This window comes from Clostridiales bacterium, from assembly GCA_017961515.1.
Taxonomy (GTDB): Bacteria; Bacillota; Clostridia; order Acetivibrionales; family RGIG10202; genus RGIG10202.
Window position 1 is genome coordinate 1 of the sequence record JAGCXC010000028.1, and the last position, 26,106, is coordinate 26,106.

Annotated in this window: 29 protein-coding genes; 27 read left to right on the plus strand and 2 right to left on the minus strand. The window is 33.8% G+C overall.

All coding sequences use genetic code 11. The annotated features are described in order from the left end of the window. The 9 genes from J6Y29_01600 to J6Y29_01640 form a co-directional block, all read left to right on the plus strand. The coding region (locus tag J6Y29_01600; protein MBP5426586.1) for an ankyrin repeat domain-containing protein at positions 1-342 on the plus strand (342 nt) is incomplete at its 5' end. A gap of 225 nt (positions 343-567) precedes the next feature. Next, positions 568-1,659 carry a tryptophan--tRNA ligase gene (gene trpS / locus J6Y29_01605; protein ID MBP5426587.1) on the plus strand — a complete coding sequence of 364 codons (1,092 nt, stop codon included), beginning with the start codon at positions 568-570 and terminating at the stop codon, positions 1,657-1,659. Positions 1,660-1,849: 190 nt separating this feature from the next. Next, a complete protein-coding gene (locus J6Y29_01610) occupies positions 1,850-2,602 on the plus strand; it encodes a L,D-transpeptidase family protein (GenBank protein ID MBP5426588.1) in 753 nt (250 codons plus the stop codon). Positions 2,603-2,672: 70 nt separating this feature from the next. Continuing rightward, the gene (alr, locus tag J6Y29_01615) at positions 2,673-3,887 is read left to right on the plus strand and encodes an alanine racemase (GenBank protein MBP5426589.1); all 1,215 of its coding nucleotides are present in this window, start codon (positions 2,673-2,675) and stop codon (positions 3,885-3,887) included. Further along, positions 3,868-4,587: a hypothetical protein gene (locus J6Y29_01620; protein ID MBP5426590.1), complete on the plus strand. Its 720-nt coding sequence runs from the start codon at positions 3,868-3,870 to the stop codon at positions 4,585-4,587. Before alr ends, J6Y29_01620 begins: the two co-directional genes overlap by 20 nt. 110 nt (positions 4,588-4,697) lie before the next feature. Then, positions 4,698-6,080, plus strand: a complete 1,383-nt coding sequence (locus J6Y29_01625; GenBank protein ID MBP5426591.1) for a hypothetical protein — start codon at positions 4,698-4,700, stop codon at positions 6,078-6,080. Between the two features lie 125 nt (positions 6,081-6,205). Next, a complete protein-coding gene (locus J6Y29_01630) occupies positions 6,206-6,835 on the plus strand; it encodes an ankyrin repeat domain-containing protein (GenBank protein MBP5426592.1) in 630 nt (209 codons plus the stop codon). Then, complete coding sequence (locus tag J6Y29_01635) at positions 6,805-7,269, plus strand: hypothetical protein (GenBank protein MBP5426593.1); 465 nt, start codon at positions 6,805-6,807, stop codon at positions 7,267-7,269. Before J6Y29_01630 ends, J6Y29_01635 begins: the two co-directional genes overlap by 31 nt. A 202-nt stretch (positions 7,270-7,471) precedes the next feature. Continuing rightward, entirely contained in the window at positions 7,472-9,091 is a 1,620-nt protein-coding gene (locus tag J6Y29_01640) for an ankyrin repeat domain-containing protein (GenBank protein ID MBP5426594.1), read from the plus strand. Positions 9,092-9,188: 97 nt separating this feature from the next. Here the strand turns inward: J6Y29_01640 and J6Y29_01645 are convergent, their stop codons facing one another. Both J6Y29_01645 and efp read right to left on the minus strand, forming a co-directional pair. After that, positions 9,189-9,638: a hypothetical protein gene (locus tag J6Y29_01645; protein MBP5426595.1), complete on the minus strand. Its 450-nt coding sequence runs from the start codon at positions 9,636-9,638 to the stop codon at positions 9,189-9,191. A gap of 31 nt (positions 9,639-9,669) precedes the next feature. After that, positions 9,670-10,227 carry an elongation factor P gene (efp, locus tag J6Y29_01650; GenBank protein ID MBP5426596.1) on the minus strand — a complete coding sequence of 186 codons (558 nt, stop codon included), beginning with the start codon at positions 10,225-10,227 and terminating at the stop codon, positions 9,670-9,672. 317 nt (positions 10,228-10,544) lie between these two features. Here efp and J6Y29_01655 point away from each other — a divergent pair, with 317 nt between their 5' ends. The 18 genes from J6Y29_01655 (at position 10,545) to J6Y29_01740 (ending at position 26,104) form a co-directional block, all read left to right on the plus strand. After that, positions 10,545-10,829, plus strand: coding sequence for a co-chaperone GroES (locus J6Y29_01655; GenBank protein ID MBP5426597.1), 285 nt, complete (start codon positions 10,545-10,547; stop codon positions 10,827-10,829). A 20-nt stretch (positions 10,830-10,849) separates the two neighbouring features. Next, entirely contained in the window at positions 10,850-12,484 is a 1,635-nt protein-coding gene (groL, locus tag J6Y29_01660) for a chaperonin GroEL (protein ID MBP5426598.1), read from the plus strand. A gap of 327 nt (positions 12,485-12,811) precedes the next feature. Next, on the plus strand, positions 12,812-13,126 hold the full coding sequence (locus J6Y29_01665; protein MBP5426599.1) for a hypothetical protein: 315 nt from the start codon (positions 12,812-12,814) through the stop codon (positions 13,124-13,126). Positions 13,127-13,212: 86 nt separating this feature from the next. Continuing rightward, positions 13,213-14,196, plus strand: a complete 984-nt coding sequence (locus J6Y29_01670) for a 2-hydroxyacyl-CoA dehydratase (GenBank protein ID MBP5426600.1) — start codon at positions 13,213-13,215, stop codon at positions 14,194-14,196. A gap of 4 nt (positions 14,197-14,200) precedes the next feature. Continuing rightward, positions 14,201-14,968, plus strand: a complete 768-nt coding sequence (locus tag J6Y29_01675) for a 2-hydroxyglutaryl-CoA dehydratase (GenBank protein MBP5426601.1) — start codon at positions 14,201-14,203, stop codon at positions 14,966-14,968. A gap of 13 nt (positions 14,969-14,981) precedes the next feature. Beyond that, entirely contained in the window at positions 14,982-15,659 is a 678-nt protein-coding gene (gene queC / locus J6Y29_01680; GenBank protein MBP5426602.1) for a 7-cyano-7-deazaguanine synthase QueC, read from the plus strand. A 16-nt stretch (positions 15,660-15,675) separates the two neighbouring features. Further along, complete coding sequence (gene queD, locus J6Y29_01685; GenBank protein MBP5426603.1) at positions 15,676-16,035, plus strand: 6-carboxytetrahydropterin synthase QueD; 360 nt, start codon at positions 15,676-15,678, stop codon at positions 16,033-16,035. A gap of 12 nt (positions 16,036-16,047) precedes the next feature. Further along, positions 16,048-16,677 carry a radical SAM protein gene (locus tag J6Y29_01690; protein MBP5426604.1) on the plus strand — a complete coding sequence of 210 codons (630 nt, stop codon included), beginning with the start codon at positions 16,048-16,050 and terminating at the stop codon, positions 16,675-16,677. A gap of 32 nt (positions 16,678-16,709) precedes the next feature. Then, positions 16,710-17,255, plus strand: coding sequence for a uracil-DNA glycosylase (locus tag J6Y29_01695; GenBank protein MBP5426605.1), 546 nt, complete (start codon positions 16,710-16,712; stop codon positions 17,253-17,255). A 298-nt stretch (positions 17,256-17,553) separates the two neighbouring features. After that, positions 17,554-17,985, plus strand: coding sequence for a division/cell wall cluster transcriptional repressor MraZ (gene mraZ / locus J6Y29_01700; GenBank protein MBP5426606.1), 432 nt, complete (start codon positions 17,554-17,556; stop codon positions 17,983-17,985). A gap of 59 nt (positions 17,986-18,044) precedes the next feature. Next, positions 18,045-18,986 (plus strand): 16S rRNA (cytosine(1402)-N(4))-methyltransferase RsmH, encoded by a 942-nt coding sequence (rsmH, locus tag J6Y29_01705; protein ID MBP5426607.1) that lies wholly within the window; start codon positions 18,045-18,047, stop codon positions 18,984-18,986. Positions 18,987-19,013: 27 nt separating this feature from the next. Beyond that, positions 19,014-19,490 (plus strand): cell division protein FtsL, encoded by a 477-nt coding sequence (locus tag J6Y29_01710; protein MBP5426608.1) that lies wholly within the window; start codon positions 19,014-19,016, stop codon positions 19,488-19,490. A gap of 118 nt (positions 19,491-19,608) precedes the next feature. Next, positions 19,609-20,031: an ankyrin repeat domain-containing protein gene (locus J6Y29_01715; GenBank protein MBP5426609.1), complete on the plus strand. Its 423-nt coding sequence runs from the start codon at positions 19,609-19,611 to the stop codon at positions 20,029-20,031. A gap of 36 nt (positions 20,032-20,067) precedes the next feature. Next, positions 20,068-20,298, plus strand: coding sequence for a hypothetical protein (locus J6Y29_01720; GenBank protein ID MBP5426610.1), 231 nt, complete (start codon positions 20,068-20,070; stop codon positions 20,296-20,298). Between the two features lie 141 nt (positions 20,299-20,439). Continuing rightward, positions 20,440-22,308 (plus strand): DNA primase, encoded by a 1,869-nt coding sequence (locus tag J6Y29_01725; protein ID MBP5426611.1) that lies wholly within the window; start codon positions 20,440-20,442, stop codon positions 22,306-22,308. A 60-nt stretch (positions 22,309-22,368) separates the two neighbouring features. Continuing rightward, positions 22,369-23,604, plus strand: coding sequence for an RNA polymerase sigma factor RpoD (rpoD, locus tag J6Y29_01730; protein ID MBP5426612.1), 1,236 nt, complete (start codon positions 22,369-22,371; stop codon positions 23,602-23,604). Positions 23,605-23,675: 71 nt separating this feature from the next. Next, on the plus strand, positions 23,676-24,095 hold the full coding sequence (locus tag J6Y29_01735; protein MBP5426613.1) for an ankyrin repeat domain-containing protein: 420 nt from the start codon (positions 23,676-23,678) through the stop codon (positions 24,093-24,095). Between the two features lie 41 nt (positions 24,096-24,136). Then, positions 24,137-26,104: a DNA topoisomerase gene (locus tag J6Y29_01740; protein ID MBP5426614.1), complete on the plus strand. Its 1,968-nt coding sequence runs from the start codon at positions 24,137-24,139 to the stop codon at positions 26,102-26,104. Positions 26,105-26,106: the final 2 nt, after the last annotated feature.

A 26,106-nucleotide genomic window follows, 5' to 3' on the forward strand; every position in this document is an offset into this window, starting at 1 on the left:
GATGCTTTTACTGTAGGAGCAAGTTCTTCATTATTAGAGGAATGTAAGAAGAATACAAATGATGATACCATATTAAGCTTATTAAAAATGGGTTGTGATGTAAATGTGAGAGATGAAGATGGTAGTACACCATTAATGATAGCATGCGAAAATAAAAATGCGACAATAATAAAGGAATTGATAAAAATAGGTGCAAAGGAAGAAATAGAAGACAAAAAAGGAATGACAGCATTAAAGATACTTGAAAATAAAAATGATAACCTTCTTATGAATATATATTTAGATGCAATAGAAGAACGTAAAAAAGGCTATGCTTTTAAATTTGGTGGATTGAATTTATAATAGGGTTTAAACCTTTTATGCAGTGTATTGTGTAGTAGGTTATTTTTATCCTTCTTTGGTTAAAATGATATTTAGTATATGGGAGAATAATTTATTTTAGGACATTTTCTCATTTCAAAAACTTGTTTTTTTGCTTGAGCTATTATATAATTGTAAACAGAAAATGTCAATATAAATTAAGGAGGGGTGGTGCGCTTCATTGATGAAGCCTTGCACCAGAGAGCTATGGAAAAGAAAAGAGTTATTTTAACTGGAGATCGTCCAACGGGATGTTTACACTTGGGCCACTATGTGGGTTCATTAAAGCAGCGTGTTGTATTGCAAAATGAGGGACAATTTGATGAGATAAATATATTAATTGCGGATGATCAAGCGTTAACGGATAATGTTGATAATCCCAAAAAAATTAGAGATAATATTATTAATATAGTTTTGGATTACTTATCAGTGGGACTTGATCCTAAAAAGGTAAACATGTGTGTGCAGTCGGCATTACCGGCATTACATGCATTGACGTTTTATTATATGAATTTGGTATCTACTGCAAGATTGTCACGTAATCCGACTGTTAAAGCGGAAATAAAAATGCGTGGGTTTGAGGATGAGGGTTTGCCAGCTGGTTTTTTTGCATATCCTGTGTCTCAGGCAGCGGATATTACTGCATTTGATGCTACACTTGTGCCTGTGGGAGAGGATCAGCTGCCTATGATTGAGCAGACAAGAGAAATTGTAGAAAAATTTAATCGTATATATGGGGATACATTAGTTTTGCCTGATGTATTATTGCCGCAGAATGAGTCTGCTAGGCGTTTGCCAGGTGTAGATGGAAAAGCCAAAATGAGTAAGTCTTTGGGCAATTGTATATATTTATCAGATGATTCGGAAACAATAAAAAAACAGGTAAATGGCAAAATGTTTACTGATCCCACTCATATAAGGATAGAAGATCCAGGACATATAGAGGGAAATGTGGTTTTTGCATATCTTGATGCACTGTGCGAAGACGATCACTTTAAAGAGTATTTGCCTTGTTATAATAATTTAGACGAAATGAAGGATCACTACAAAAAAGGTGGATTGGGTGATGGTGTGTGCAAAAAATTCTTAATTAACGTATTAGAGGAGACACTTAATCCAATTCGTATAGCCAGGAAAAAATGGAGCAGGGACATAGACACGGTTTATGATATATTGCGGGAAGGCACGAATGTTGCAAGAAATAAGACTAATGCCACTTTGGCGCGGGTTCAAGAAGCTATGAATATAAATTATTTCGATGATAGAAGTATTGTTAGTGAGTGGAAAAGAATTATTTAAACATATAAAATCAAGAATGGGGGCTTATTGAGTTAAGTCCCCGATTTTTTATCTAAAATTTAGCGATTGTGATTCACGAGAAGGAATATTATTGACGATACTATATGACACACAAGACTAATATGACAAATCAATTAGCAACCATTCTATAATTTCAACATAATTTGACAATAAGTAGGGAGGTGTTCTTATGAAAAAGAACAATATTGTTTTTGTTCTAATATTTTGTGTACTGACATTTGCATGCAATTTTGTATATGCAGACGAAGAGATAGTTGGGGTTTGTGAGTCGGAATATCAAAAAGAGGTAGAGCGTGTAAGTGCACTGGTAACGCCGTCTACGGTTTATGCAAAAGTCTTGAATAATGTATCTGGATTACAAAAGGGAGATGTAGTAGAAATAATACGAGATAAGGATAGTGGTAAAAAATATAATGTTAGAAAAGATGACAAAACTTATTGGATTTCAAGTGGCTATTTATCTATTCCTAAAGATCCACCAACAAATGAAGAACAAATGACCAAAGATGATATTGAGTTATATATAAATAGCAAAGATATGACAAGTGATACTAGTTATTTAATATGGGTAGATGTAAACAGACAAGTATTACATACGTTTTTGGGAGAAAATGGTAACTGGAATTTGATAAAGACTGTTTCATGTGCTACAGGAAGGAACAGGACTCCAACAGTGAGAGGTGTATTTAAAGTGTATGTTACAGGTAAACTTGCGTATGTTAAAGGAGATTGTTGGGTTAAAAATTACATAAGATTTCATGATGTGTATATGATACATTCTAATCCTGTAAATGGCAGAGGTAAAATAATCGATTATACAATGGGAAGGCGTGTTTCAAATGGTTGTGTTAGAACTAATATGAGTGACAGTGAGTGGTTGGTGTATTATATACCGGTAGCGACAACGGTATTTGTAAGTTAATTTTGACAATCCCAGATATTAGGTATATAATTAGATACGTATGCGATAGCAAGGAAAGAAGGAAAGAAATATGTATTCATTGAACAGGGCATGGGCAGAAGTTAATTTAGATGCAATAAAACATAATTTAAAAGAGATTCGACGTATCACAAACAAGAATGCAGAAATTTGTGGAGTAGTGAAAGCTGATGCGTATGGACATGGATTTTTGGAAGTAGCAAGAACATTGATTGAAAATGGGGTAACTTATCTAGCGGTATCCATGTTAGATGAGGCTATTCAATTAAGGAAGCAGGGTATTAATACGCCAATTCTTATTTTGAGTTATACTGATCCTGTAAGGTGTGATGAGATAGTGCTAAATGGTATTACGCAAACGGTGTTTAGTTATGATCTTGCGAAAGCGTTGTCTGATGCGGCTAGAAGATTAAACAAAAATGTGAAGATTCATATAAAGATAGATACTGGTATGGGGCGTGTAGGTTTTTTAACAGGGTATAGTTCTATTAAAACTATTATTGATATATGTAAGTTGCCTAATTTAATTGTTGAGGGAATATTTACGCATTTTGCTAGTGCAGATGAAAAAGATCAGACATATACTTATATGCAATTTGAAAAGTTTATGAACATATGCAATGAACTTAAGCGAGTGGGTATATTTATTCCTATAAAGCATGTGTGTAACAGTGCAGGGATTATGGAATTTCCGCATATGCATCTTGATATGGTAAGGCCTGGTATAATATTATATGGCTTGTATCCATCAGACGAAGTGGATAAGCGCAAATTAAACCTTATTCCGGCTATGACACTAAAGGCAAACATTACTTTAGTGAAAGATGTTGAATATGGTACCTGTATAAGTTACGGTAGAATTTTTAAGACGTTAAGAAAGAGTAAGATAGCTACAATACCCATAGGGTACGCTGATGGATATCTAAGAACGCTAACAAATAAGGCTAGAGTTCTTATAAATGGTCAGTTTGCGCCAATAGTGGGCAAAATTTGTATGGATCAGTGTATGGCTGATGTAACAGATATAGTAGGGGATATAAGGTGCGGCCAGCAGGCTGTGTTAATAGGGGAGCAAGGGGAGAATAGCATATCAATAGATGAAATAGCGAAGGATCTTGGGACAGTTAATTATGAGGTTGCATGTGTTATAGGAAAAAGGATACCTAGGTTTTATGTATCAAATGACAAAATTTATTCGGTGCTAAATTATCTTGTTGAAATGGACAATTATACAGAAAGGAATATTTATGGACAGCATATACAGTAGGAAAAGAGAAATTGAATTTTCAGATGTTGATAAACATCTTAGGCTTAAATTGATTTGTGCAGTGAATATTATACAGAATAATATGACGAATCTTTTTGGCAAATTAAATATTTCAAACGAGGGAATCAAACAACGTTATAACGCTTTTTGGGTTATATCTAAATTAAAGATTCATTTTAAAAAAAATCCTATGTTGGGGGAAGAGATTGATTCGGAAAGCTTTGTATCTAATTATTCTAAGGTGAGGCTAAATATTTCGCATAGATTTAGTGATGATAGTGGGAATATTGTGTTTGAGGCCCATCAGGAACTATGCCCGATGGATATGGCTACAAGAAAAATAAAGGCGCTTGGTTCCATCATCAATGAGGAAGATGTAGTGTTTAGCAAGACGTCATTTTCTAGATTTAGATGGAATGTAGAAGATTTCACAAAGATATATAGCTATACAATATGCTATGATGATATAGATTCTAATGCTCATGTGAACAACGCTAAGTATGTTGGATTTGTTTCTAATGCACTAGGGTCCGAGTTTTTTGATGCTAATAGAGTGCGTGATATAGAGGTTCATTATATAAATGAGTGTGTTGAAGGAGCTCATATAAACATATATAGAAAAAATTTTGATAGCGCAATGGGATTTATTATTATGAGTGGTCAAACAAAAATTATGGAAGCGAAAGTGATTATGGAGTAAAAATCTTAAGAGTGGGGAATTTACATTAATTACATTTGAAAAATAGGTATAGAAAGTGGTAAGCTAGAAGTACAGACTAAAAAATTCAAATACATAAGGAGAGTGGTAACGTGAAAAAAGAGTTACTAGTAGCCTTATTTTTAAGTTCACTTCTAGCGGGTAGGGCCGTGTATGCAAAAGATTCTGAGGATGTAAATATTATTTTAAATGGCAAAAAAGTCAAATTAAACACGTCTCCTGTAATAGTATCCGGAAGAACAATGGTGCCAGTAAGAGAGATTATGGATGCATTGGGAGGAAAGGTAGTTTGGGATAAGTCAAATAAATCCGTTACAGTAAAAGATGAAGTAAATGAAATTGTTTTACAGATAGATAGTTTAAGTGCAGTAGTAAATAAGAAAAATGATGTTTTAGATGTGGTGCCATTTATTGTGGAAGGTAGAGCAATGGTGCCGCTTAGGTTTCTTGCGAATAGTCTTGACATTAATGTGGAGTGGATCGGAGAGCTAAATAGTGTAACGTTAACGGAAGAGGAATACTTTGATACATTGCCAAAAGATATTGTAATGGGATTTACAGTGTCATATTATAACAATGATAAACTATCCTATACATCAGTTCAGAGTAATAAAAATATAAATATGATTGCCGTATTTAATTATAGTTTTGATAATATGGAAAATATAAAAATAGTGGACGAGCCACAACAAGAGACTATTGAGTATGCGAATAACAATAATATAATTCCTCTTGCTGTGGTGCATAATATATACAATGGCAATTTTAATCAGGAGCTACTTCACAATATGTTAGTTGATACATCAAAGAGACAAGTCCTTATACACAATATATTAATTATGCTGACTCAAAACGGTTATGGTGGTGTGAATATAGACTTTGAAAATATAAAAAAAAGCGACAAAGAATTGTTTACGTTATTTATAACAGAATTAAAAGATGTGTTGGCAAGACACGGATATATAACCACTGTGTCAGTCCCAGCAAAGACTGGCGATGTGCACACATCAAGTTGGAATTATGCATTTGATTATAAAGCACTTGGAAATGTGGCGGACTATATTATAATAATGGCTTATGATGAACATTATATATCAAGCCAGGCAGGGTCTATCGCATCAATAAATTGGGTCAAAGATATATTAGAGTATTCAACTAAGGTGGTTCCATCAGATAAGTTGATCTTAGGTTTGGGATTGTACGGATATGATTGGTCTTCAGGAAAGGGAGTTGCAGTTCCAGCAAAAAATTGTGTAAAGCTTGCTAATGAAAATAATGCGAAAGTTGAATGGGATATTGTATCCAAATCACCACATTTTTCGTATATCAAAAATAATGTGTATCATGAAGTATGGTACGAAGATAATGATAGTATAAATGAAAAATTAGATTTGATAAACAAGTATAATTTGCATGGAGTGGGATTTTGGAGATTGGGCTTTGAAATAGGAGGAATACTTCCAACTAAAAAATAAGGTACTAAATTATATTGACACAATAAACAAAATATTTTATGGCAAAAATTTGAGGTGTAGTATTTATGTAAAAAGAAGGAGAAGGTAGTATGAATAATGAAGAAAAGTAGTGCGATTTACAACTAATGAATGTGTGTATACATGGAGACACAGAAAGATTAAAAGCTTTAATAGAACAAGGAGTAGATGTCAACATAAAAGACAATGATGGTAATACACCATTGATGTATGTGTGTAAGAATAGAAGAAAAGAGATAGTGACAATGTTGATAGAAAAAGGAGCGGATGTTAATATACCAAATAAATTCGGGAATACACCGTTGATGCACGCGTGTCAAGACGGCATGAATGATATAGCAAAAGCATTAATAAATGGAGGAGCAGACATAAATATTGCAGATGAGGAAGGTAATACAGCATTAATGTTTGCAACTGCAAAAGAAAAAGAAGAAATAGTAAAAACGTTGAAAGATAAGATGCCGATAGATGAATGTAGTAATGGACGGGATATGGAGGCAAAAGCATTGACAGAACAAGGAGCAGATGTTAACATAGTAGATGGCAACGGGAATACACCATTATTGTGTGCACGGAAAAATGGCATAAAAGAAGTGGCTAAAATATTAATAGATGGAGGAGTAGATATAAATGTGAAAGACAGTATTGGAGACACAGAGATTATGTATGTATTTAATGAAGTTAGGAAGAAGGAAAGGGACAGGAAATGCAAAGAGAAAAAATATCAAAAGAATTAATTGAGAAAGTAGAAAATATCAAAATAGGGGATAAAAAAGATAAAATATTGCTTGATGCATGTAGAGAAGGCAATGTTGAAGTAGCCCAAAAAATGATAAAAAAAGGTGCAGATTGTAAAGTACTATTTGGATTAAATGGTACACAGATGGGAGCAATTTACAATGATGTTATACGAGAATACTTAAATGAAAGTATTAGTAAGATGGACAGTTCCATTAATAGATTATATGATATTCCCACAAAAGATAGTGATAAGGAGATATCAAAGGTTTCTTCAGAGTTAAATAAAGTAATGGAAGTTTTAAATGATTTGAAAGAAATTGATAAGGTACATAAATACGATGGATACGGGAATGAATTGGTGCAACAAAGGATACGTCTTATGGAAGCTACCAGATATACTAAAGAAAGAGGTAGGGGTAGGAGCATGTAAGTTTTCTTAATTATAAACTAAAAATGTCTTGATTTTAGGTTGAGAGGCGAGTTTACTCAGTAGTTCTAGACTGGGTAGGCTCGTATTTTTTTTGTAAATGTACTGAAAAAAGGTTTTTTTGTCGAAAAAGTAAAGGGACAAATTTAATTTACTTATGGTGTGACATGGATAGTTGTGTTTGTGTAATAAGGAGGAAAGTAGTATGAATAATGTATTAAAACAGGCGTTGTTGAAAAAGAATGAAGCATTAGCAAAAAGGATGATAAATCAAGAATTATCCCAAAATGGGGAAATTGAGAATATTGATGAAATATGGAAATTGGTGTGCCGAAAAGATATACCCAATTTAGCGAAAGAGTTGATGGTTAGAGGAGAAGCTTCCAGTATAAGATTAAATTTTCGGGGAGATGGGCCATTGTTGTATGCATGTAAAAATGGAGGAAGAAAAGTGGCAAAAGTATTGATAGAATTAGGAGCAAATGTTAATGAGTCAAACAGTTACAAGGGTACACCATTGATAGAGGCGTGTAAAAAAGGTATGGATGAAGTGACAAAGGCATTAGTAGAAAAAGGTGCAAATATCAATGCAGTAGATAAATTTGGTAATACGCCATTAATATATGCGTGTACAAGTGGTAACGAAAATATAGCGATAGCATTATTGGCAAAGGGAGTAATCTTAAAAGATAAGTTTGGTAGTATTCCATTAATGTATGCATGTCAAGATGGCATGAATGAGGTAGTAAAAGCATTAATAGATGGGGGTGTAAACATTAATGTGCAAGATAATGATGGTAATACGCCATTAGTACATGCGTGTGTAGGCGGGAATGAAGAAATAGTAAAAATGTTGATAGGAAAAGGAGCAAACGTTAATATACAAAATAAGTTTGGAAACACACCATTGATGCGCGCGTGTCAAGATGGAATGAATGAAATAGTAAAAGCATTGATAAATGGAGGAGCAGATATAAATATTGAAGATGAAGACGGTAATACAGCATTAATGTTTGCAACTGCAAAAGAAAAAGAAGAAATAGTAAAAACGTTGAAAGGTAAAATGTTAATAGATGCATGTCGTAATGGACGAGATATAGAGGCAAAAGAGTTAGTAGAACAAGGAGCAGAGGTTAATATAATAGATCAAGATGGGAATACACCATTATTATGGGCATGGAAAAATGGAATGAAAGAAGTGGCTCAAATATTAATAGATGGAGGAGCAGATATAAATGTGAAAGACAGGTTTGGAAATACAGGGCTTATGTACACACTTTATACACTTAAAAAGAATGCGAATAAAATATCTATAAAACGTATAAGTAGAAAGCCAAGAGAGATAATAGACATACTAAAAGATAGGGTAGATAGTGCTAGAGTGGTAGAGAACAAAATAAATATTAAAATAAAGAATGATAAAGATAGAATGCTACTAAATACATGTAAAGAATGTAAATTTAAAGAGGCAAAAGAATTGATAGATAAAGGTGCAAATTGTAAAATATTACTTAAATTAAGCGACATACAAAGGGAAGAAGTTTACAATAATGTGATATTAAAATATTTGAATGAAAGTATAAGTAATATGGATAGTTTTATTAATAAATTATATTATATTCCCATAAAATATAGTGATAAAGAGATATCAAAAGTTTCTTTAGAGTTAAATAAAATAATGGAAGTTTTAACAGATTTGAAGAAAATTGATAAGGTACATAAATATGATGAATATGGGAATGAATTAGTGCAACAAAGGATACGTTTTATGGAAGCTATCAAATATATAAAAGGAAAAGGTAAAAGTAAGGGTAGAGGCGTATAATCTAGAGAGAATACAAAAAAATATTGAACTAAAAACTATAGCCATTTGGGGTAACAAATACTCCAAATAGCTATAGTACGTAATACTTTCTATAATACTATTTATCGCAATGACAACCACAATTGTCATTCTCATCTTCATAGATAACATCTATTTTTTGATGACAGTTAGGACATTCAACAAAATTTGTATCTTCACCAAAAATATCCACATCAAAGCTAGTTTCTTCTTTGCAATGAGGACATTCCACAGTTATATATTTTACGTCATCATCATCAGAGCAGCCACAATCGCAATCACATGAATCATAATCGTCTCTATTGTTGCTGTATACAAACTCCTCTAAATCTCCCAAATCTTCATCTATTCCTTCTATTTGATCTTCTAGCTCTTCTATAGCGTTTCTGTCATCTTCTAATGCACAAGCAACATCATTTAAAATGTTTAATATTTGTAATAATATTTTACCTTCATTTGTTGAGTCATCAATTTTTAGTCCATCCGCCAATCCTTTTACGTATGAAACTTTATCGCTCATTAAACTCATAACTCATACCTCCTTTTATACTAAGTATCTGCTAAACTCTTTCCATATATTCCTCTGTACGCGTATCTATTCTTATAACATCACCTACGTTGACGAATAATGGTACTTTTACTGTGGCACCTGTTTCAACAGTAGCTGGCTTAGTTGCTCCAGTAGCTGTATCTCCTTTGAAACCAGGCTCTGTATCTGTAACTTCAAGCTCGACAAATATAGGTGGTTCTATTCCAAACACATTGTCTTTATGTGACAATATTTTTACAATTACATTCTCTTTCACGAATTTCAATGAATCACCAACAGTATCCTTTCCTAATGGAATCTGCTCATATGTATCAACATCCATGAAATAATACAAATCTCCGTCCGAGTAAAGGTACTCCATGTCTTTTCTCTCTATATGAGCCTTTGGCATTTTATCTGAAGGATTGAATGTTTTCTCAACTGTAGCACCAGTTATGATATTCTTAAGTTTAGTTCTAACAAATGCTGCACCTTTTCCAGGTTTAACATGTTGGAATTCTATAATCTGAAATATATCATTATCCATCTCAAAAGTAACGCCATTCCTAAAATCACCAGCTGTAATCATACCTTTCTGACCTCCTAACTCTATTCTCAATGCATGGTCATGCAATGTGTCCTCTTGACCTACCAAAAACCGACAGATTTAAGTATATCAAAAAAAAATAATGATTGCAAGTGGTATTTATAATTTTTTTGAAGCATACATATTACTGTACTAGAAAAAATAAGAATTAATAAGATATCTTGAGAAAAATGAAGAAAACACAACAAGATTAGTCATATTTGGCTAAATAGATAAGTTGTAATAAAATCAAATAAGTATATAATATATTTTAGCACTCAGTAGACATGAGTGCTAACAAAAGGAAGGGGATGTTAGATATGAAGATTAAACCTTTATTAGATAGGGTTGTTGTAAAAAAAATTGAGAGTGAAGAGACAACAAAAAGTGGTATTGTGTTGCCTGGTAGTGCAAAAGAGAAACCAGAGGTGGCCCAAGTTGTTGCAGTAGGTCCAGGCGGAATAATAGATGGAAAAGAAGTTAAGATGGAAGTGAAAGTTGGAGATAGAGTATTAACCAGCAAGTATGCAGGTACGGAAGTTAAGTTTGAAGGATCGGAGTACACAATAGTAAGACAAAGTGATATATTAGCGATAGTTGAATAATATAGTAGGAGGTTTTGGATATGGCAAAGGTAATAAAATTTGGAGAGGACGCAAGACGTTCATTGGAATCTGGAATAAACAAGTTAGCAGATACAGTTAAAGTGACACTAGGACCAAAAGGAAGAAATGTGGTCTTAGATAAGAAATATGGTTCACCACTAATAACAAATGATGGTGTAACAATAGCAAAAGAGGTAGAGTTGGAAGATGAATTCGAAAATATGGGTGCGCAGCTAGTAAAGGAAGTTGCTACAAAGACAAATGATGTTGCAGGAGATGGAACTACTACAGCAACATTATTAGCTCAAGCGTTAATAAGAGAAGGACTTAAAAATGTAGCGGCTGGAGCTAATCCTATGATAGTTAGAAAAGGAATAAGGAAAGCAGTGGATAAAGCAGTTGAAGCAATAAAATCTGTTAGCAGAGGTATTAATGGAAAAGAGGATATAGCAAGGGTTGCATCCATTTCGGCAAACGATGACTTTGTGGGAAGCTTGATAGCAGACGCTATGGAGAAAGTTACAAATGACGGAGTAATAACAGTGGAAGAATCCAAGACAATGGGAACAAATCTAGAAGTTGTAGAGGGAATGCAATTTGATAGAGGATACTTGTCATCGTATATGGTAACTGATAATCAGAAGATGGAAGCAGTATTGGATGATCCATATGTATTAATTACTGACAAGAAGATAACAAACATACAAGATATATTGCCATTGTTAGAGCAAATAGTGCAACAGGGCAAAAAGTTGTTGATAATAGCAGAGGATGTAGAAGGAGAAGCATTAGCTACTTTGGTTGTGAATAAATTAAGAGGAACATTTACTTGTGTTGCTGTAAAAGCTCCAGGTTTTGGAGATAGAAGAAAAGAAATGTTAAGAGATATAGCTGTATTAACAGGTGGAGAGGTAATTACAGAAGAATTAGGGTTAGATTTAAAAGAGACACAAATCACACAATTAGGAAGAGCAAGACAAATAATTGTGCAAAAAGAGAACACAATTATAGTTGATGGATCTGGTGATAAGAATGAGTTGAAGGATAGGATAAGTACAATAAGAAAGCAACTAGAAGAGACAACTTCTGATTTTGATAAAGAAAAGTTACAGGAAAGATTAGCAAAATTATCCGGTGGAGTTGCAGTAATACAAGTTGGAGCAGCAACAGAGACAGAGATGAAAGAGAAAAAATTGAGAATAGAAGATGCATTAGCAGCGACAAAAGCAGCAGTAGAAGAAGGAGTAGTAGCTGGTGGTGGTACATCATACATAAATGCAATCCCAGAGGTTATGAAGTTATTAGACGAAACTTCAGGAGATGAGAGAACAGGTGTGCAGATTGTATTAAGAGCCTTGGAAGAACCAGTTAAACAAATTGCAAAAAATTCTGGTCTAGAAGGATCCGTTATTGTAGATAAATTAAAGAATAGTGAAGTTGGATTTGGATTTGATGCATTAGAGGAAAGATATGTTAATATGATAGATGCAGGTATAGTTGATCCAGCGAAAGTGACAAGATCAGCACTTCAAAACGCGGCATCAGTTGCATCCATGGTACTAACTACAGAGAGTATAGTTGCAGATAAGCCAGATGAAGCAAGCAAATCAGCAGCTGCGGCAGCAATGCAAGGTGGAATGGGTGGTATGTACTAATACAGTTGTACACCAATATAGTCCGAAATACCCTAACTTTTATTAAGGAAGGGTATTTTTGCTATATACTAAGCTTAGTCAAAAAAATGGGAGATTAAAGCAATAAAGTTAAATAAATGTATATATTATATTTTTGTTGTATTTGTTGTGAAGTACAAAAGAAAAGTTTTTGACAATAACATTAAAACTATATTTCTCCTAAATAATATAGTCTTCAAATAAGTGGAATCATGCTAAGGATATTTGTTCCTTGTAACGTAGTCACCTTAATATATAGATAGACATAATATAAATAAAATATGATAACAAAGATAAGGAGCAATCAAGATGGCTAGTATAATAGTGCAGATATTTTTATACACATTTTTTATTTATGGTGTGTCAAGCTTTGTTGGACAAATAGTTTCACGAGTACATAAGAGTTCGCGTAAGATACCTGTGGATAGTATATTATTTGTGAAGGATCAAGAGGATACTATAGAACTAGATATAAATAATATCCTAAGTCGAATTTATGGTAGGCTTATTGTAATTGATAGAGGATCAACTGATGACACTCTACGGATATTAAAGAAGATGGAGTTTGCAAATGAAAATATGACAGTGGTGACAGTGGGTGATAGTGTACAGTTGGGAGGGTAAAAAACTACCTATTGAAAAAAATATTATTAGGATGTATAATACCATTTAGGTGCAAGGAACTTAACATATGAAATGAGGTAGTAGTTTTGGGAAGGATAGGTATTACGACGAGTGTTCCAGTTGAAGTACTGATTGCATCTAGGAACACTCCAGTTGATTTAAATAATATATTTGTTACCAATAAGAATACGTTGGCGTGGGTTGAATTAGCGGAGATGGATGGATTTCCAAGGAGCATATGTGCATGGATAAAAGGATTGTACGCAAGTGTTGTTCAATCAGAGGATATAGATACAATAATAGGAGTAGTGGAGGGTGATTGTTCTAATACAAGAGGGCTAATTGAGGTGTTGGAACAACGTGGTATAAAAACGATTCCCTTTGCATTTCCTCATTCAAAGGATTATAATATATTGGAAGGGAACATATTACGATTATGTGATTCTTTGAATACAACCTGGGATGAGTCGGTATTAGTGAAAAGGGAGCTTGATAAGATACGAAAAAAGGTAGCATATGTTGATTTACTAACATGGAGAGACGACAAAGTAACAGGGTTTGAGAATCATCTTTGGCAAGTGTCGTGTAGTGATTTCGATAGTGATTATAAGGAATTTGATAGTCGTTTGGATAAATTTATAGCTGATGTAGAAAAACGGCATCCCCCAAAAAGATCAGTGAGACTTGGGTATATGGGGGTTCCGCCAATATTTACGGATATATATGATTTCGTTGAGGAGCATGATGCAAAGATAGTATATAATGAAGTTCAACGACAGTTTAGTATGGTAGATGGGATTGGTAATGATGATATAACCCAAGTGTATTTAAATTATACATATCCGTATGATCTAAATGGAAGGCTTAGTGATATAAAAAAGAATATTAATCTAAGAGGAATTGATGGAATTATACATTATGTACAAGCCTTTTGTTATAGAGGGATAGAAGATATTATAGTAAAGGATTTACTGGGGATACCTGTTTTGACTATAGAAGGGGACAGGCCAGGTGAGCTTGATGCTAGGACAAAATTGAGAATAGAATCTTTTATAGATATGTTGGAGTGATGTTGTGAAAATAGTAGGAATTGATTTGGGTAGTAGAAGCGTAAAGATTGTTGTATTTGAAGATGATAATATGAAAGAAAGTAGTATTATTGATACAGCCAAGTTCTACAGAGAGTACTGTTCTAGTTCAAATGGTGAAATAGAAATTGATTTTGAAAAATTAAATCTTAATGGGTTCGACCAAATAATTAGTACAGGTTATGGTAGAAATAATGTTAACGTTAGTGGTGGCAAAAAAATAGTTGAACTCAAGGCGCATTTGTATGGAGCAATATACACTACAGGATTAAGAGATTTCGTGCTTTTAGATGTAGGTGGACAGGATAGCAAAATAATATTGGTAGATGGAGGCAAAATGAAAGATATATTGCTAAATGATAAGTGTGCTGCGTCTTGTGGTAGATATTTAGAAAATATGTCGAACGTACTGGGCTTAAAGCTTAGTGAAATGACGCGCTATAGTAGTGGTCCAGTAAAATTAAACTCTACTTGTGCAATTTTTTCAGAGTCTGAGTTAATAGGCAAAATATCTGAAGGAGTTGATTTGCCTAGGCTTGCAGCTGGTGTAAATTATTCTTTGTATAAGAGGATACAACCGAAACTTGCAAGTTTTAGAAAAGATACATTGGTTGTAACAGGAGGAGTAGCAAAAAACAGTGCGTTTATAAATTTTATAAAAGAAGAAGGAATTTATAAAAATGTTATAGTGCCTAGGCATACACAGCTAAATGGAGCGATAGGGTGTTGTGTTTGGGCTTTAGGAAAAGTTTAAGGAGGGTGATTTTGTGAAAAAAGCAGTTATATTATTGTCAGGTGGATTAGATAGTACTACATGTATATCATATGCTATAAGTGAGGGGTATGAAGTTTATCCAATTTCGTTTGATTATGGACAGAGGTTAAATAGAGAACTTGAGTGTGCAAAAAAGGTAGTAGAGCACTTTGGAGTAAAGACTCATAAAATAATAAAAATGGACAACGTAGGTGGAAGTGCATTAACTGATATGAAAATTGATGTTCCAAAGTTTGAAGGAGATGGAGAAATACCTGTGACGTACGTACCAGCGAGGAATATGATATTTTTAAGCTATGCTACAGGGTACGCAGAGGTTGTTGGTGCAGATTCAATATTTATTGGTGTTAATGCAGTAGATTATAGTGGTTATCCTGATTGCAGAGAAGAATTTATTGATGCATTTCAGAAAATGATAAATGTTGGGACAAAGCGAGGGGTGGAGGGTAATCCTATAAAAATAGAAACACCTTTATTACATTTGTCTAAAGGTGAGATAGTGAAGCTTGCAGTAAAAGTTAATGCTCCACTTCAATATTCTACAAGTTGCTACAATGGAAAAGATAGGGCATGTGGTGTGTGTGATAGCTGCACATTAAGGCTTCGTGGATTTAAAGAAGCGGGACTCATAGATCCTATTCCGTACGAAAATGATGTAAATTTTAAATAGAGGTGATAATAAAATTATGATAAGTGTTACAAAAATTTTTACGTTTGATAGTGCGCATAACTTGAGAGATTATGAAGGTGCATGTAAAAATTTGCATGGTCACACTTATAAGCTAGAGGTGACGGTTACTGGAGAGATAAATAAAATAGGAATGATATGTGATTTTAATAAGCTTAGTTCATTAGTAAAAAGTGGTATTATATCAAGACTTGATCACAAATATCTAAATGAAGTATTTGAATTTAATCCGACGTGTGAAATGATGGTTAAATGGATGTGGGATGAGTGCGAAAAGATGTTTTGTAATGAAGAATGTAAGTTAGAGAAGATAGTTTTGTGGGAGACACCGACAAGCTTTGCGACAATAACTAGATAAAGAGGGATAATTATGAAAGTAAATGAAATTTTCTTGAGTATACAAGGAGAAAGTAAATCAATAGGATTGCCAACCGTTTTTGTTAGGTTTACGGGATGCAATTTAAGATGCAGTTATTGTGATACTAAGTATGCGTATGATGAAGGGTACGATATGTCGTGTGATGATATTGTGGCTAGAGTAGAAGAGCTTGGTTGTAAAAGAGTTTGCTTAACAGGAGGAGAACCGTTGTTGCAAAAAGATATACAGTGTCTAATGGACAGGCTTTGTGATTATGAGGTATCGATAGAGACGAATGGATCTATTGATATAAGTAAGTTTAAACTTGGTAATATGCATAGATTTGTTATGGATGTTAAATTGGATTCGTCAGAATGTTATAATAAAATGATACTTAGTAATTTTGAGTATCTTAAAGATAGCGATGAAATAAAATTTGTGGTTGGAAGTAGGCTTGATTATGAAAGAGCTAAGGAGGTAATCAATACGTATCATCGACGTGGTCAATTGATAATATCACCTGTGTTTGGCAAGATTGATTATGCCAAAATAGTTGAGTGGATATTGCAAGATAAGCTAGATATTCGGTTTCAGTTGCAGATACACAAAATAATATGGGATAAAGACAAAAGAGGAGTGTGACAGCGTTGATAAAGACATGGGAAGAGCTAGAAATGGCGTGTAAAACTTGTAATAGATGTTGCCTTTCTACTACAAGAAACAATGTTGTTTTTGGTAGAGGTAATAAGGATGCGAGGATTCTCATTATAGGGGAAGGCCCCGGTGCAGATGAGGATATGAAAGGAGAGCCTTTTGTCGGGAGAGCAGGAAAGTTGCTAGATAATCTCCTTTGTGCAGTAGGGATATCTCAAGATGAAATATATATAGCAAACATAGTAAAGTGTCGTCCACCTCAAAATAGAGTACCAACACAAGAGGAAGCAAGAATATGTATAAATTATCTACGAAATCAAGTATACTTACAAAAACCAAATATAATTGTGTGTTTGGGTAACACAGCATCGAGGTATGTGTTAGAGTGTGAAGTAAAAATTACTGAAATGCGTGGCAAATGGATTGAAAAGAAAAACGTACTTATAATGCCAACATTTCACCCAGCTGCACTATTGCGAGATGGGTCTAAAAAGATTCCTATGTTTGAGGATCTAAAGAAGGTGCGAGATAAAATTATTGAGTTAAAGGAGGGAAAAAACATTTAAATTTTTAAAAAAATTAAGGTGGTAATAGATGGTGAATTTTTTGACGTCAATGAGAAAACATTGACGTCAAATTACGTTAAACTGGCTTATAATGTGCAAAATCAAATAGTAAAGAAAATTTTTTGCTGCTGTAACATTTGTCACCAAAATGCTTGCAGAGAGAGCGTTTAGCGACGTTAAATGTTTGTGCTTAGCGTACAATTTCGTGATATTGGGCACAAAGGGGCTTGCGTTGGTAATATTTTTGATATATACTATAAGTAAGGTGGTTAAAAGTGGTGAAAAGTGGTGATGATTATTGTTCTGTGGAGAGTATAAAAACACAATAGATTCCAAAGGAAGGATAATAATACCAGCCAAGTTTAGGGAAGAACTTGGAGAGAGATTCATTGTGACAAAAGGGCTTGACAATTGCTTGTATGGATACTCTCTTAGTGAGTGGAGTAATTTTGAAAAGAAGATAAGAGAGTTACCGCAGACAGATAAGTATGTTAGAAATTTCACAAGATTTTTTTTCTCGGGAGCTACTGAATGTGAGGTAGATAAGCAGGGAAGAGTACTTATTCCATCAAACTTAAGAGACTATGCAGAGCTTGGAAAGAATGTTTACACCATAGGGGTTTCATCTAGATTTGAGATATGGTCAAAAGATAATTGGGAGAATTATGTGTCTGATGATAATATGGATATGGATGAAATAGCTAACAAGATGGCGATGCTTGGCATATGACTTAAGAAAATTTCCCAATGATGTATGACAAAAAATAGTAGAAGGTGTGGAGTATGGGTATAACTTTTAAGCACAAACCGGTTTTACTGGATGAGTGCATTGATAGTTTAAATATAAAAGAAACAGGCATCTATGTAGATGGGACATTAGGAGGAGCAGGACACTCACAGGAGATATTAAAGAGGCTAAAGAAGGGAGCAATTCTAGTAGGGATAGATCAAGACCAAAAAGCTTTGAGTGTGGCAAAACAAAGACTTATGAGTTTAAATAGTGAAGCTTTAGTGAAGGTTAGCAACACAAATTTTGAGAACATACAAGAGGTCTTGCAAGAGAATGAAATTTATGCAGTGGATGGGATTTTGTTAGACATAGGGGTGTCGTCATATCAGCTAGATGAAGGTAGTAGAGGTTTTAGCTATCAAAAAGATGCTCCACTGGACATGAGGATGGACCAAAATAAAGATATGACAGCAGAGTACATAGTAAATAATTATAGTGAGCAAGAGTTAAAGAGAGTTATTAGCGAATATGGAGAAGAGAAATGGGCAAGTAGGATAGCAAAATTTATAGTAAGTGAAAGAGAAGAAAAATATATAGCTACTACACTTGATTTAGTAAGTATTATAAAGAAAGCAATACCGAAAGGAGCAAGAATAGATGGCCCGCATCCAGCAAAGAGAACATTTCAGGCATTAAGAATAGAAGTAAATGATGAGTTGGGTGTGCTAGAGAGAGTTATAGATAAGGCTGTTTCGGTATTAAAACCAAAAGGGAGACTTGCGATAATAACATTTCATTCACTGGAAGATAGGATAGTTAAGACAAAATTTGCACAGATGAAAAATCCATGTACTTGTCCAAAAGAATTTCCGGTGTGTGTATGTGGCAAGAGACCTATAGCAAATGTGATAACAAGAAGGCCCATTATACCAACAAAAGAAGAGATAGAAAAGAATCCGAGGGCCAGGAGTGCTAAGCTTAGAGTTTTAGAGAAGATATAGTCTTTTTGAGAGGGAGGGGATTAGCTTATGATTGATAAGAGACAGTATTACGTACATGGAACAGCTGTTCGCAAGTTGGATTATGACGTATATGAAGAAAATGAATTATTAAAGAGGAAAGAGCAAGAAAAGAGGAATAATAAACAAAAGAGGAAAATATTGATGCATGTTTTTTTATGTTGTGCTTTAGCATTGATTATGATGTATAGATATTCGGTATTAACAGAGATGAATTACAATATGAGTAAAGTTCTAAAAGAGTATGAGCAAATAAAAAATAGCAATATAGCTTTAAGGGTGTCAATAGAAAAAGAAGAAAATCTTTTCAAAGTGAAGGAACAAGCAAAGACAAAATTAAATATGAGCACAATAGATAAAAGCCAGATTGTATATGTGAAAGTGCCTACGAGTGATTTTGTTAAGTATACTGATGCACAGGATGAAAAAAGCGGTATAGTGAAGGTTATGACCCAAAAAATAGAAAACATCAAAAGATATCTCTGATTTCAAATTGAAAGTCAAATCCTATACATTTCCTTTTTTGATGTTAAAGTCTTACGTATCCAGTATGCTATAATAATATTGTGATGATTCCTGTTGCACCAAGTGACAAGGAGTGTTTTTGTGTTATAAAATTCCTCTCAAAACAGAAAAAAATAAATTAAAAAATCCTGGAGTATATGTATTTATAGGTATATACAGGGTTTGTTATGTAGGTATTAAGAAAGCGAAAAATATTTTTATTGAAAAAGAAGCAACCAGAGAAGTAATAGATTTACTGTTAGATTGTGGTGCAAGTGCTAGTATAACAGATATGGCTGGAATGACAGCCTTAATGTATGCAGGTGAAAACAATATATCTGAAGATGTAATAAAGTTATTACTAGATAGAGGTTCTAAGGTTGATGAGAAGAATAAATATGGAATGACACCATTGTTTTACGCAAGTGGAAATAATAGCTCTCAAAAGGTAGTAGAGTTATTGTTAGATATAGGAGCTAATCCTAATGAAAAGGATATAGATGGGAGAACAGCACTAATGTAAGCATGTAAAGAAGAAGCACCTAAAGAAACCATAGAATTGTTATTGAAAAGAGGAGCTAATCCTAGTGCAAAGGATAAAGGTGGATATACTACAAATGATTATGCTAAACCACATAAGAGCGTGAAATATAAAGAAGTAGAAAGATTATTAAAAGAATATAAAGAAAAGAGAAATTCTATAGGGCAAAAAGTAAAAAGGGAGAACAGTATTTCGCAAGCTGGACCAAGTACTAAAAGGAAGCATATAGATAGGGAAAGACATGTGTAAACGTTATATTTATAAGAAATTTGTTGAAAAATATATTGACTAATAATAATTGGTGTGATAGTATTTAGCGAGAGGGTTCGATTTGGATGAGCGAAATATGTGTCTTAAGTAGGGGAAAATTTAACTCGGTGATAAGCTTTGATGAAAAAAAGAGGGGCTTATACCGAGGAATTGTCTGTATTTAAAGTATTAAAAAAACAAAGTTTTGGCAAAGGAAAATCGCATGGTGGTGAAAAAATGAGTAGGTACATTGCTGACCATTTAGTAGAGGAAATAATAAGAGCGAATGATATTGTGGATGTTGTGTCTACGTATGTCAAGTTAGAGAAGAAAGGGAAATATATGTTTGGCTTGTGCCCTTTCCACAGAGAGAAGACTGCATCTTTTTCTGTTACAGGCCCTAAGCAAATGTATTATTGCTATTCATGTGGACGAGGTGGCAATGTAGTAAATTTTATAAAGGATATAGAAAATTTGGATTTCATAGATGCGATTGAGTTTTTGGCTAATAGAGTTAATATAACAATACCAGACACTGTGAATATAGGAGATATAAAGCTTAGTAATCTAAAGAAAGAACTTAGTAATTTAAATAAAGTTGCGGCGAAGTTTTATTATGGTGTGTTGCATTCTGATGAAGGAACAGAGGCTAAAGAGTACTTGGATAAAAGAGGGCTTAGTGAGGGCACATTAAGAAAATTTGGTTTAGGGTATTCTAGTAATGAGTGGGATGATTTGTATCAGAGTGTTAAGAATGAGTTTAGTGGTGAAGCTTTGGAGAAAAGTGGCTTGTTTTTAAAAAACAAGAATGGAAGTGTGTATGACAGATTTAGGGGCAGAGTTATGTTCCCAATATTTAATGTTATGGGTGATGTCATTGCTTTTGGAGGAAGGATAATAGCAGATGGCGAGCCTAAGTATTTGAATTCACCAGAGACAGTGATATATTCAAAAAGAAAAAATTTGTATGCATTAAATTTTGCAAAGAAATACAGCAAAGAAAGTTTGATAATAGTGGAAGGGTATATGGATGCGGTGTCGCTTCATCAAGCTGGAGTGAAGAATGCAGTTGCATCACTTGGGACAGCGTTTACAGAGGATCAAGCAAGATTGGTTAAAAAATATACAGAGGAAGTTGTTATTGCGTATGACATGGATATGGCAGGAAGGAAGGCGACAGAGAGAGCGATAAAAGTGCTAGAGGGCGCAGGCATAAGAGTAAAGATTTTGAGTATCCCACAAGGAAAAGACCCAGATGAATTTATCAAAAATTATGGCAAGGATGTATTCAACAATTTAGTAGATGATGCCAGTATAGCTTTTGAGTACAGAGTTAATAAGCTAAGAGAAGAAGTAGATATCGCGAGCGTTGATGGTAAGATAAAGTTTTTAAATTCCGTGGCAGAGATATTGTCGGGTGTATATAACAATCTCGAAAGAGATGTTTATATAAATAAAATAGCTAAGGATTATGATGTATCACAGGAATCAATATTAAAGGAACTAAAAAGGATTAGTAAAAAAGGTGACAAAGATAATTCAGGGCTTATTGTAAATAATAACAGAATAGGAATTGCTAAAAAGGAAAATGATGTAGCTCATTATGAGAAGTTAATCCTTATAATGTTGGCCAATAACAATAGTTTGTATTGGAAAATGGAAAAATATCTAAAGGAAATAACAGTACATGATGAGAAGATTGATTACATGCTTTTTGAGGTTATCGAAAGAATAAAAAATAAAGAAGGTGTCGCTTTAAATGAGATACTCGGCGCATTAGATGATGTTGATGCAGGAGAGCTTGTTAGGATGAGCGAAGAGGAATGTAATTTCGAGAATAATGAAAAAGCAATTTTGGACATAATAAATAAAATAAGAATTGCCAGTTTAATGGAGAGGCAGCGTGATATAATACAAAAATTAAGTAGTGAAGATAGGAAAAAAGATGAAGAGGTACTAAAACATGACTTGATGGAAGTCATGGCTAGTTTAAAAAAACTGAAAAATTAAGATATGAAATAGGGGGGTATTAAGTTGTCAAAACCCATTAAAGGATTAAAAACAAATGATATGAAAAAAATAGCTAAGGAACTAATAAAAAAGGGTCAGGAAAAAGGTGCACTTACTTATAGTGAAATTGAAACAGCTTTTGAGGACGTTGATATTAGTGCAGAAAATATAGAAAAAGTCTATGAAACATTTGAAGCATTAGGAATTGAATTAGTAGGAGATGATAAAAGGAAGGATACGGTTGATAATGAAGTAGATGACGAAATAGATTATGATGATATAGACGTTGATGATATAAGTGTCGAACATTCAAGTGAAGAGGATTTAGAAGAGGTAGACATTGATGATGATAGTTTAGATGTTGATAGTAGTATTGATGATATTAAAGATGAGGATCAAGACGATGATGAAAATAATTCAGATGACGATGATGATTTGTATGATTTAACTGTGCCAGATGGTATTAGTATGGATGATCCAGTCAGGATGTACTTAAAAGAGATAGGGAAAGTACATCTTTTAAGTGCGGAGGAAGAGGTAGAGCTTGCACAGAAAATGGAAGAAGGAGATGTTGCGGCCAAGAAAAGGTTAGCTGAAGCAAACTTAAGGCTTGTGGTAAGTATTGCGAAGAGATATGTGGGAAGAGGAATGTTGTTTTTAGATTTGATACAAGAAGGTAACTTGGGACTGATAAAGGCTGTAGAGAAGTTTGACTACAGAAAAGGGTACAAGTTTAGTACATATGCTACGTGGTGGATAAGACAAGCGATAACTCGTGCTATAGCGGATCAAGCAAGAACAATAAGAATACCTGTACACATGGTTGAGACTATAAATAAATTAATAAGAGTATCTAGACAGTTGTTACAAGAATTAGGTAGGGAACCTACTCCAGAAGAAATTTCAGTTGAGATGGAGATGTCAGTTGAGAAGGTTAGGGAGATAATGAAAATTTCTCAAGAACCGGTATCATTGGAGACACCAATAGGTGAAGAAGAGGACAGCCATCTAGGAGACTTTATACCAGACGACGAAGTTCCTGCACCAGCTGAAGCAGCAGCTAATACTCTTCTTAAGGAACATTTAATGGAAGTTTTAGATACATTAACTCCTCGTGAAGAGAAAGTATTGCGTTTGCGTTTTGGAATGGATGATGATAGAGCAAGAACACTAGAGGAAGTAGGAAAAGAATTTAATGTAACTAGGGAGAGAATAAGGCAGATAGAGGCAAAAGCGTTGAGGAAATTGAGGCATCCTAGTAGAAGTAAAAAATTGAAAGATTACCTTGATGAATAATATTTTTTGACTTTTTTTGAAAAATGTGCCATAAAAGGGTAGTAAGTTATTGCATGGGAGGTAGAAGCTTGATGAAGTGCGTTATAGATGATGAAAATAAATTAATGAAGATTTTTTTGAATGTGATGACTAAAGAGAGCAAGTTAAAAGAGTTTATAGCATGTTGTGGAGATGTCAATTGCAAAGATGATTTAGGTAGAACTATGCTACATTATGCGGTTTTAAAGGAGAATTTGATTGCAGTAGGAATTTTGATAGAATCGAACGCTAATGTAAATGAGGTAGATAATGATTTAAGATCGCCAATGCATTACGCGGCAGTTATTGGGAATAAAAGTATTGTGAAATATCTAATAAAGCATACAAATGTGGTATATGCACAGGATTTGTATGGACAAACTCCTGAATGTTTGGCTAAATGGAGAGGCAACATAGGAATATTTAATATGATAAAAGTTTGTAGGAAAAATATAAATGTTAAAGCAAGTTAGTTTAAAAATAAGGTGATTGATGTAGGAGTGAGAGGTGAAAAATGAATAATAGACAATATGATAATGAGAGTATATCATCACTAAAAGGAGCGGATAGAGTAAGGTTAAGACCTGGGGTTATATTTGGGTCAGATGGAATGGAGGGATGCAAACATTCATTCTTCGAGATATTGTCTAACTCTATTGATGAAGCGAGAGAGGGCTATGGTAGATTAATAGAGGTTACTAGATATAAAGACAATTCGTTGAAGGTAAGAGATTATGGTAGAGGCATACCGTTAGAGTATAATGAGGGCGAGAAAAGATACAATTGGGAGTTAATATTTTGTGAATTATATGCGGGAGGTAAATATAAAAATAATACAGGACAAAACTATGAGTATAGCTTAGGGCTTAATGGTTTAGGTGCTTGTGCTACGCAATATAGTTCAGAATATATGGATGTTTTGGTAACGCGTGATGGCTATGATTACGAGTTACATTTCAAAAAAGGAGAGAATGAGGGTGGTCTAAAAAAGACACCAGCAAGTGGATCTGTAACAGGCACAACAATAACATGGAAACCAGATTTGGATGTTTTTACAGATATAAACATTCCTACCGAGTATTTGCAGGATGTGATAAAAAAGCAAGCGGTAGTCAATAGTGGAATAACATTTAAGCTGTACGATTATGAAACAGACCAAGAGTTTGAGTATTATTATGAGAATGGTATTGTGGACTACGTAAAAGAAAAGGCAGAGGATAAAAACTTTAGTAGTGTACAGTACATAAAGACAAAGACTCAGGGAAGAGATAGAAAAGATAAGCCTGAGTATAAGTTAAAGATGGAGATAGCGTTTTGTTTTAGCAATCAATTAAGTAGTGTAGAGTATTACCATAATTCAAGTTTTCTAGAGCATGGTGGGGCGCCAGACAAGGCTATAAAGACTGCTTTTGTGTACGAGATAGATAAATTTTTAAAAGACAGTGGTAGATACAATAAAGACGAAGCGCGAATAACTTATAACGATGTATATGACAGTTTGATACTAGTAACAAATTCGTTTTCTACTGAAACAAGTTATGAGAATCAGACGAAAAAGTCTATTACAAATAGATTTATACAAGAGGCTATGACTGATTTTGTTAAAGAACAGTTAGAGATTTATTTTATAGAGAATAAGTTAGAGAGTGATCGAATATTAGATCAAATATTGGTGAATAAGAGAAGTAGAGAGTCGGCAGAAAAGACAAGAGTTAACATAAAGAAAAAGTTATCGGGTAATATTGATATCGCAAACAGAGTTAAGAAGTTTGTTAATTGTAGAAGTAAGGATGTAGAAAAACGTGAGCTTTACATAGTGGAGGGAGATTCTGCGCTGGGATCTTGTAAGCTTGGTAGAAATGCAGACTTCCAGGCAATAATGGCTGTTAGAGGGAAAATATTAAATTGCTTAAAGGCTGATATAGATACAATATTTAAGAGTGAAATAATAGTTGATCTACTAAGAGTGTTGGGTTGTGGAGTGGAGATAAAGTCTAAGAACAATAAAGAATTTAACAATTTTAACTTAAATAATCTAAAGTGGTCAAAGGTGATAATATGTACCGATGCGGACGTAGATGGATTCCAGATAAGAACATTGATATTGGCGATGTTTTATAAAGTGATGCCAACACTGTTACAGGAGGGGAAGGTATATATAGCAGAATCACCGTTGTTTGAAATTACAACTAAGGATAAGACTTGTTTTGCTTATACTGAATATGAGAAGAGCATGATATTGTCTGGGATAAAAGGTAAGTATACATTGCAAAGGTCTAAGGGATTAGGTGAAAATGAGCCGCAGATGATGTGGGAGACTACAATGAATCCTGAAACTAGAAGGCTTATAAAGGTATTGCCAGATGATGTATTTAATACCGAATATTATTTTGATTTATTGTTAGGAGAGAACTTAGCAGGAAGAAAAGCGTTTATAGAAGAGAATGGATACAAGTATCTTGATAATATAGATGTAAGTTAAAA

Bases quoted from the DNA above. Each gene is read 5' to 3' on its own strand.
- efp (MBP5426596.1), bottom strand. From the start codon at position 10,227: ATGATTACAGCTGGTGATTTTAGGAATGGCGTTACTTTTGAGATGGAT.
- J6Y29_01620 (MBP5426590.1), top strand. From the start codon at position 3,868: ATGGACAGCATATACAGTAGGAAAAGAGAAATTGAATTTTCAGATGTT.
- J6Y29_01665 (MBP5426599.1), top strand. From the start codon at position 12,812: ATGGCTAGTATAATAGTGCAGATATTTTTATACACATTTTTTATTTAT.
- alr (MBP5426589.1), top strand. From the start codon at position 2,673: ATGTATTCATTGAACAGGGCATGGGCAGAAGTTAATTTAGATGCAATA.
- J6Y29_01610 (MBP5426588.1), top strand. From the start codon at position 1,850: ATGAAAAAGAACAATATTGTTTTTGTTCTAATATTTTGTGTACTGACA.
- J6Y29_01635 (MBP5426593.1), top strand. From the start codon at position 6,805: ATGCAAAGAGAAAAAATATCAAAAGAATTAATTGAGAAAGTAGAAAAT.
- trpS (MBP5426587.1), top strand. From the start codon at position 568: ATGGAAAAGAAAAGAGTTATTTTAACTGGAGATCGTCCAACGGGATGT.
- J6Y29_01655 (MBP5426597.1), top strand. From the start codon at position 10,545: ATGAAGATTAAACCTTTATTAGATAGGGTTGTTGTAAAAAAAATTGAG.
- J6Y29_01690 (MBP5426604.1), top strand. From the start codon at position 16,048: ATGAAAGTAAATGAAATTTTCTTGAGTATACAAGGAGAAAGTAAATCA.
- J6Y29_01735 (MBP5426613.1), top strand. From the start codon at position 23,676: ATGAAGTGCGTTATAGATGATGAAAATAAATTAATGAAGATTTTTTTG.
- J6Y29_01740 (MBP5426614.1), top strand. From the start codon at position 24,137: ATGAATAATAGACAATATGATAATGAGAGTATATCATCACTAAAAGGA.
- J6Y29_01645 (MBP5426595.1), bottom strand. From the start codon at position 9,638: ATGAGTTTAATGAGCGATAAAGTTTCATACGTAAAAGGATTGGCGGAT.
- J6Y29_01710 (MBP5426608.1), top strand. From the start codon at position 19,014: ATGATTGATAAGAGACAGTATTACGTACATGGAACAGCTGTTCGCAAG.
- queD (MBP5426603.1), top strand. From the start codon at position 15,676: ATGATAAGTGTTACAAAAATTTTTACGTTTGATAGTGCGCATAACTTG.
- J6Y29_01640 (MBP5426594.1), top strand. From the start codon at position 7,472: ATGAATAATGTATTAAAACAGGCGTTGTTGAAAAAGAATGAAGCATTA.
- J6Y29_01695 (MBP5426605.1), top strand. From the start codon at position 16,710: ATGGCGTGTAAAACTTGTAATAGATGTTGCCTTTCTACTACAAGAAAC.
- rpoD (MBP5426612.1), top strand. From the start codon at position 22,369: ATGAAAAAAATAGCTAAGGAACTAATAAAAAAGGGTCAGGAAAAAGGT.
- J6Y29_01725 (MBP5426611.1), top strand. From the start codon at position 20,440: ATGAAAAAAAGAGGGGCTTATACCGAGGAATTGTCTGTATTTAAAGTA.
- J6Y29_01630 (MBP5426592.1), top strand. From the start codon at position 6,206: ATGAATGTGTGTATACATGGAGACACAGAAAGATTAAAAGCTTTAATA.
- groL (MBP5426598.1), top strand. From the start codon at position 10,850: ATGGCAAAGGTAATAAAATTTGGAGAGGACGCAAGACGTTCATTGGAA.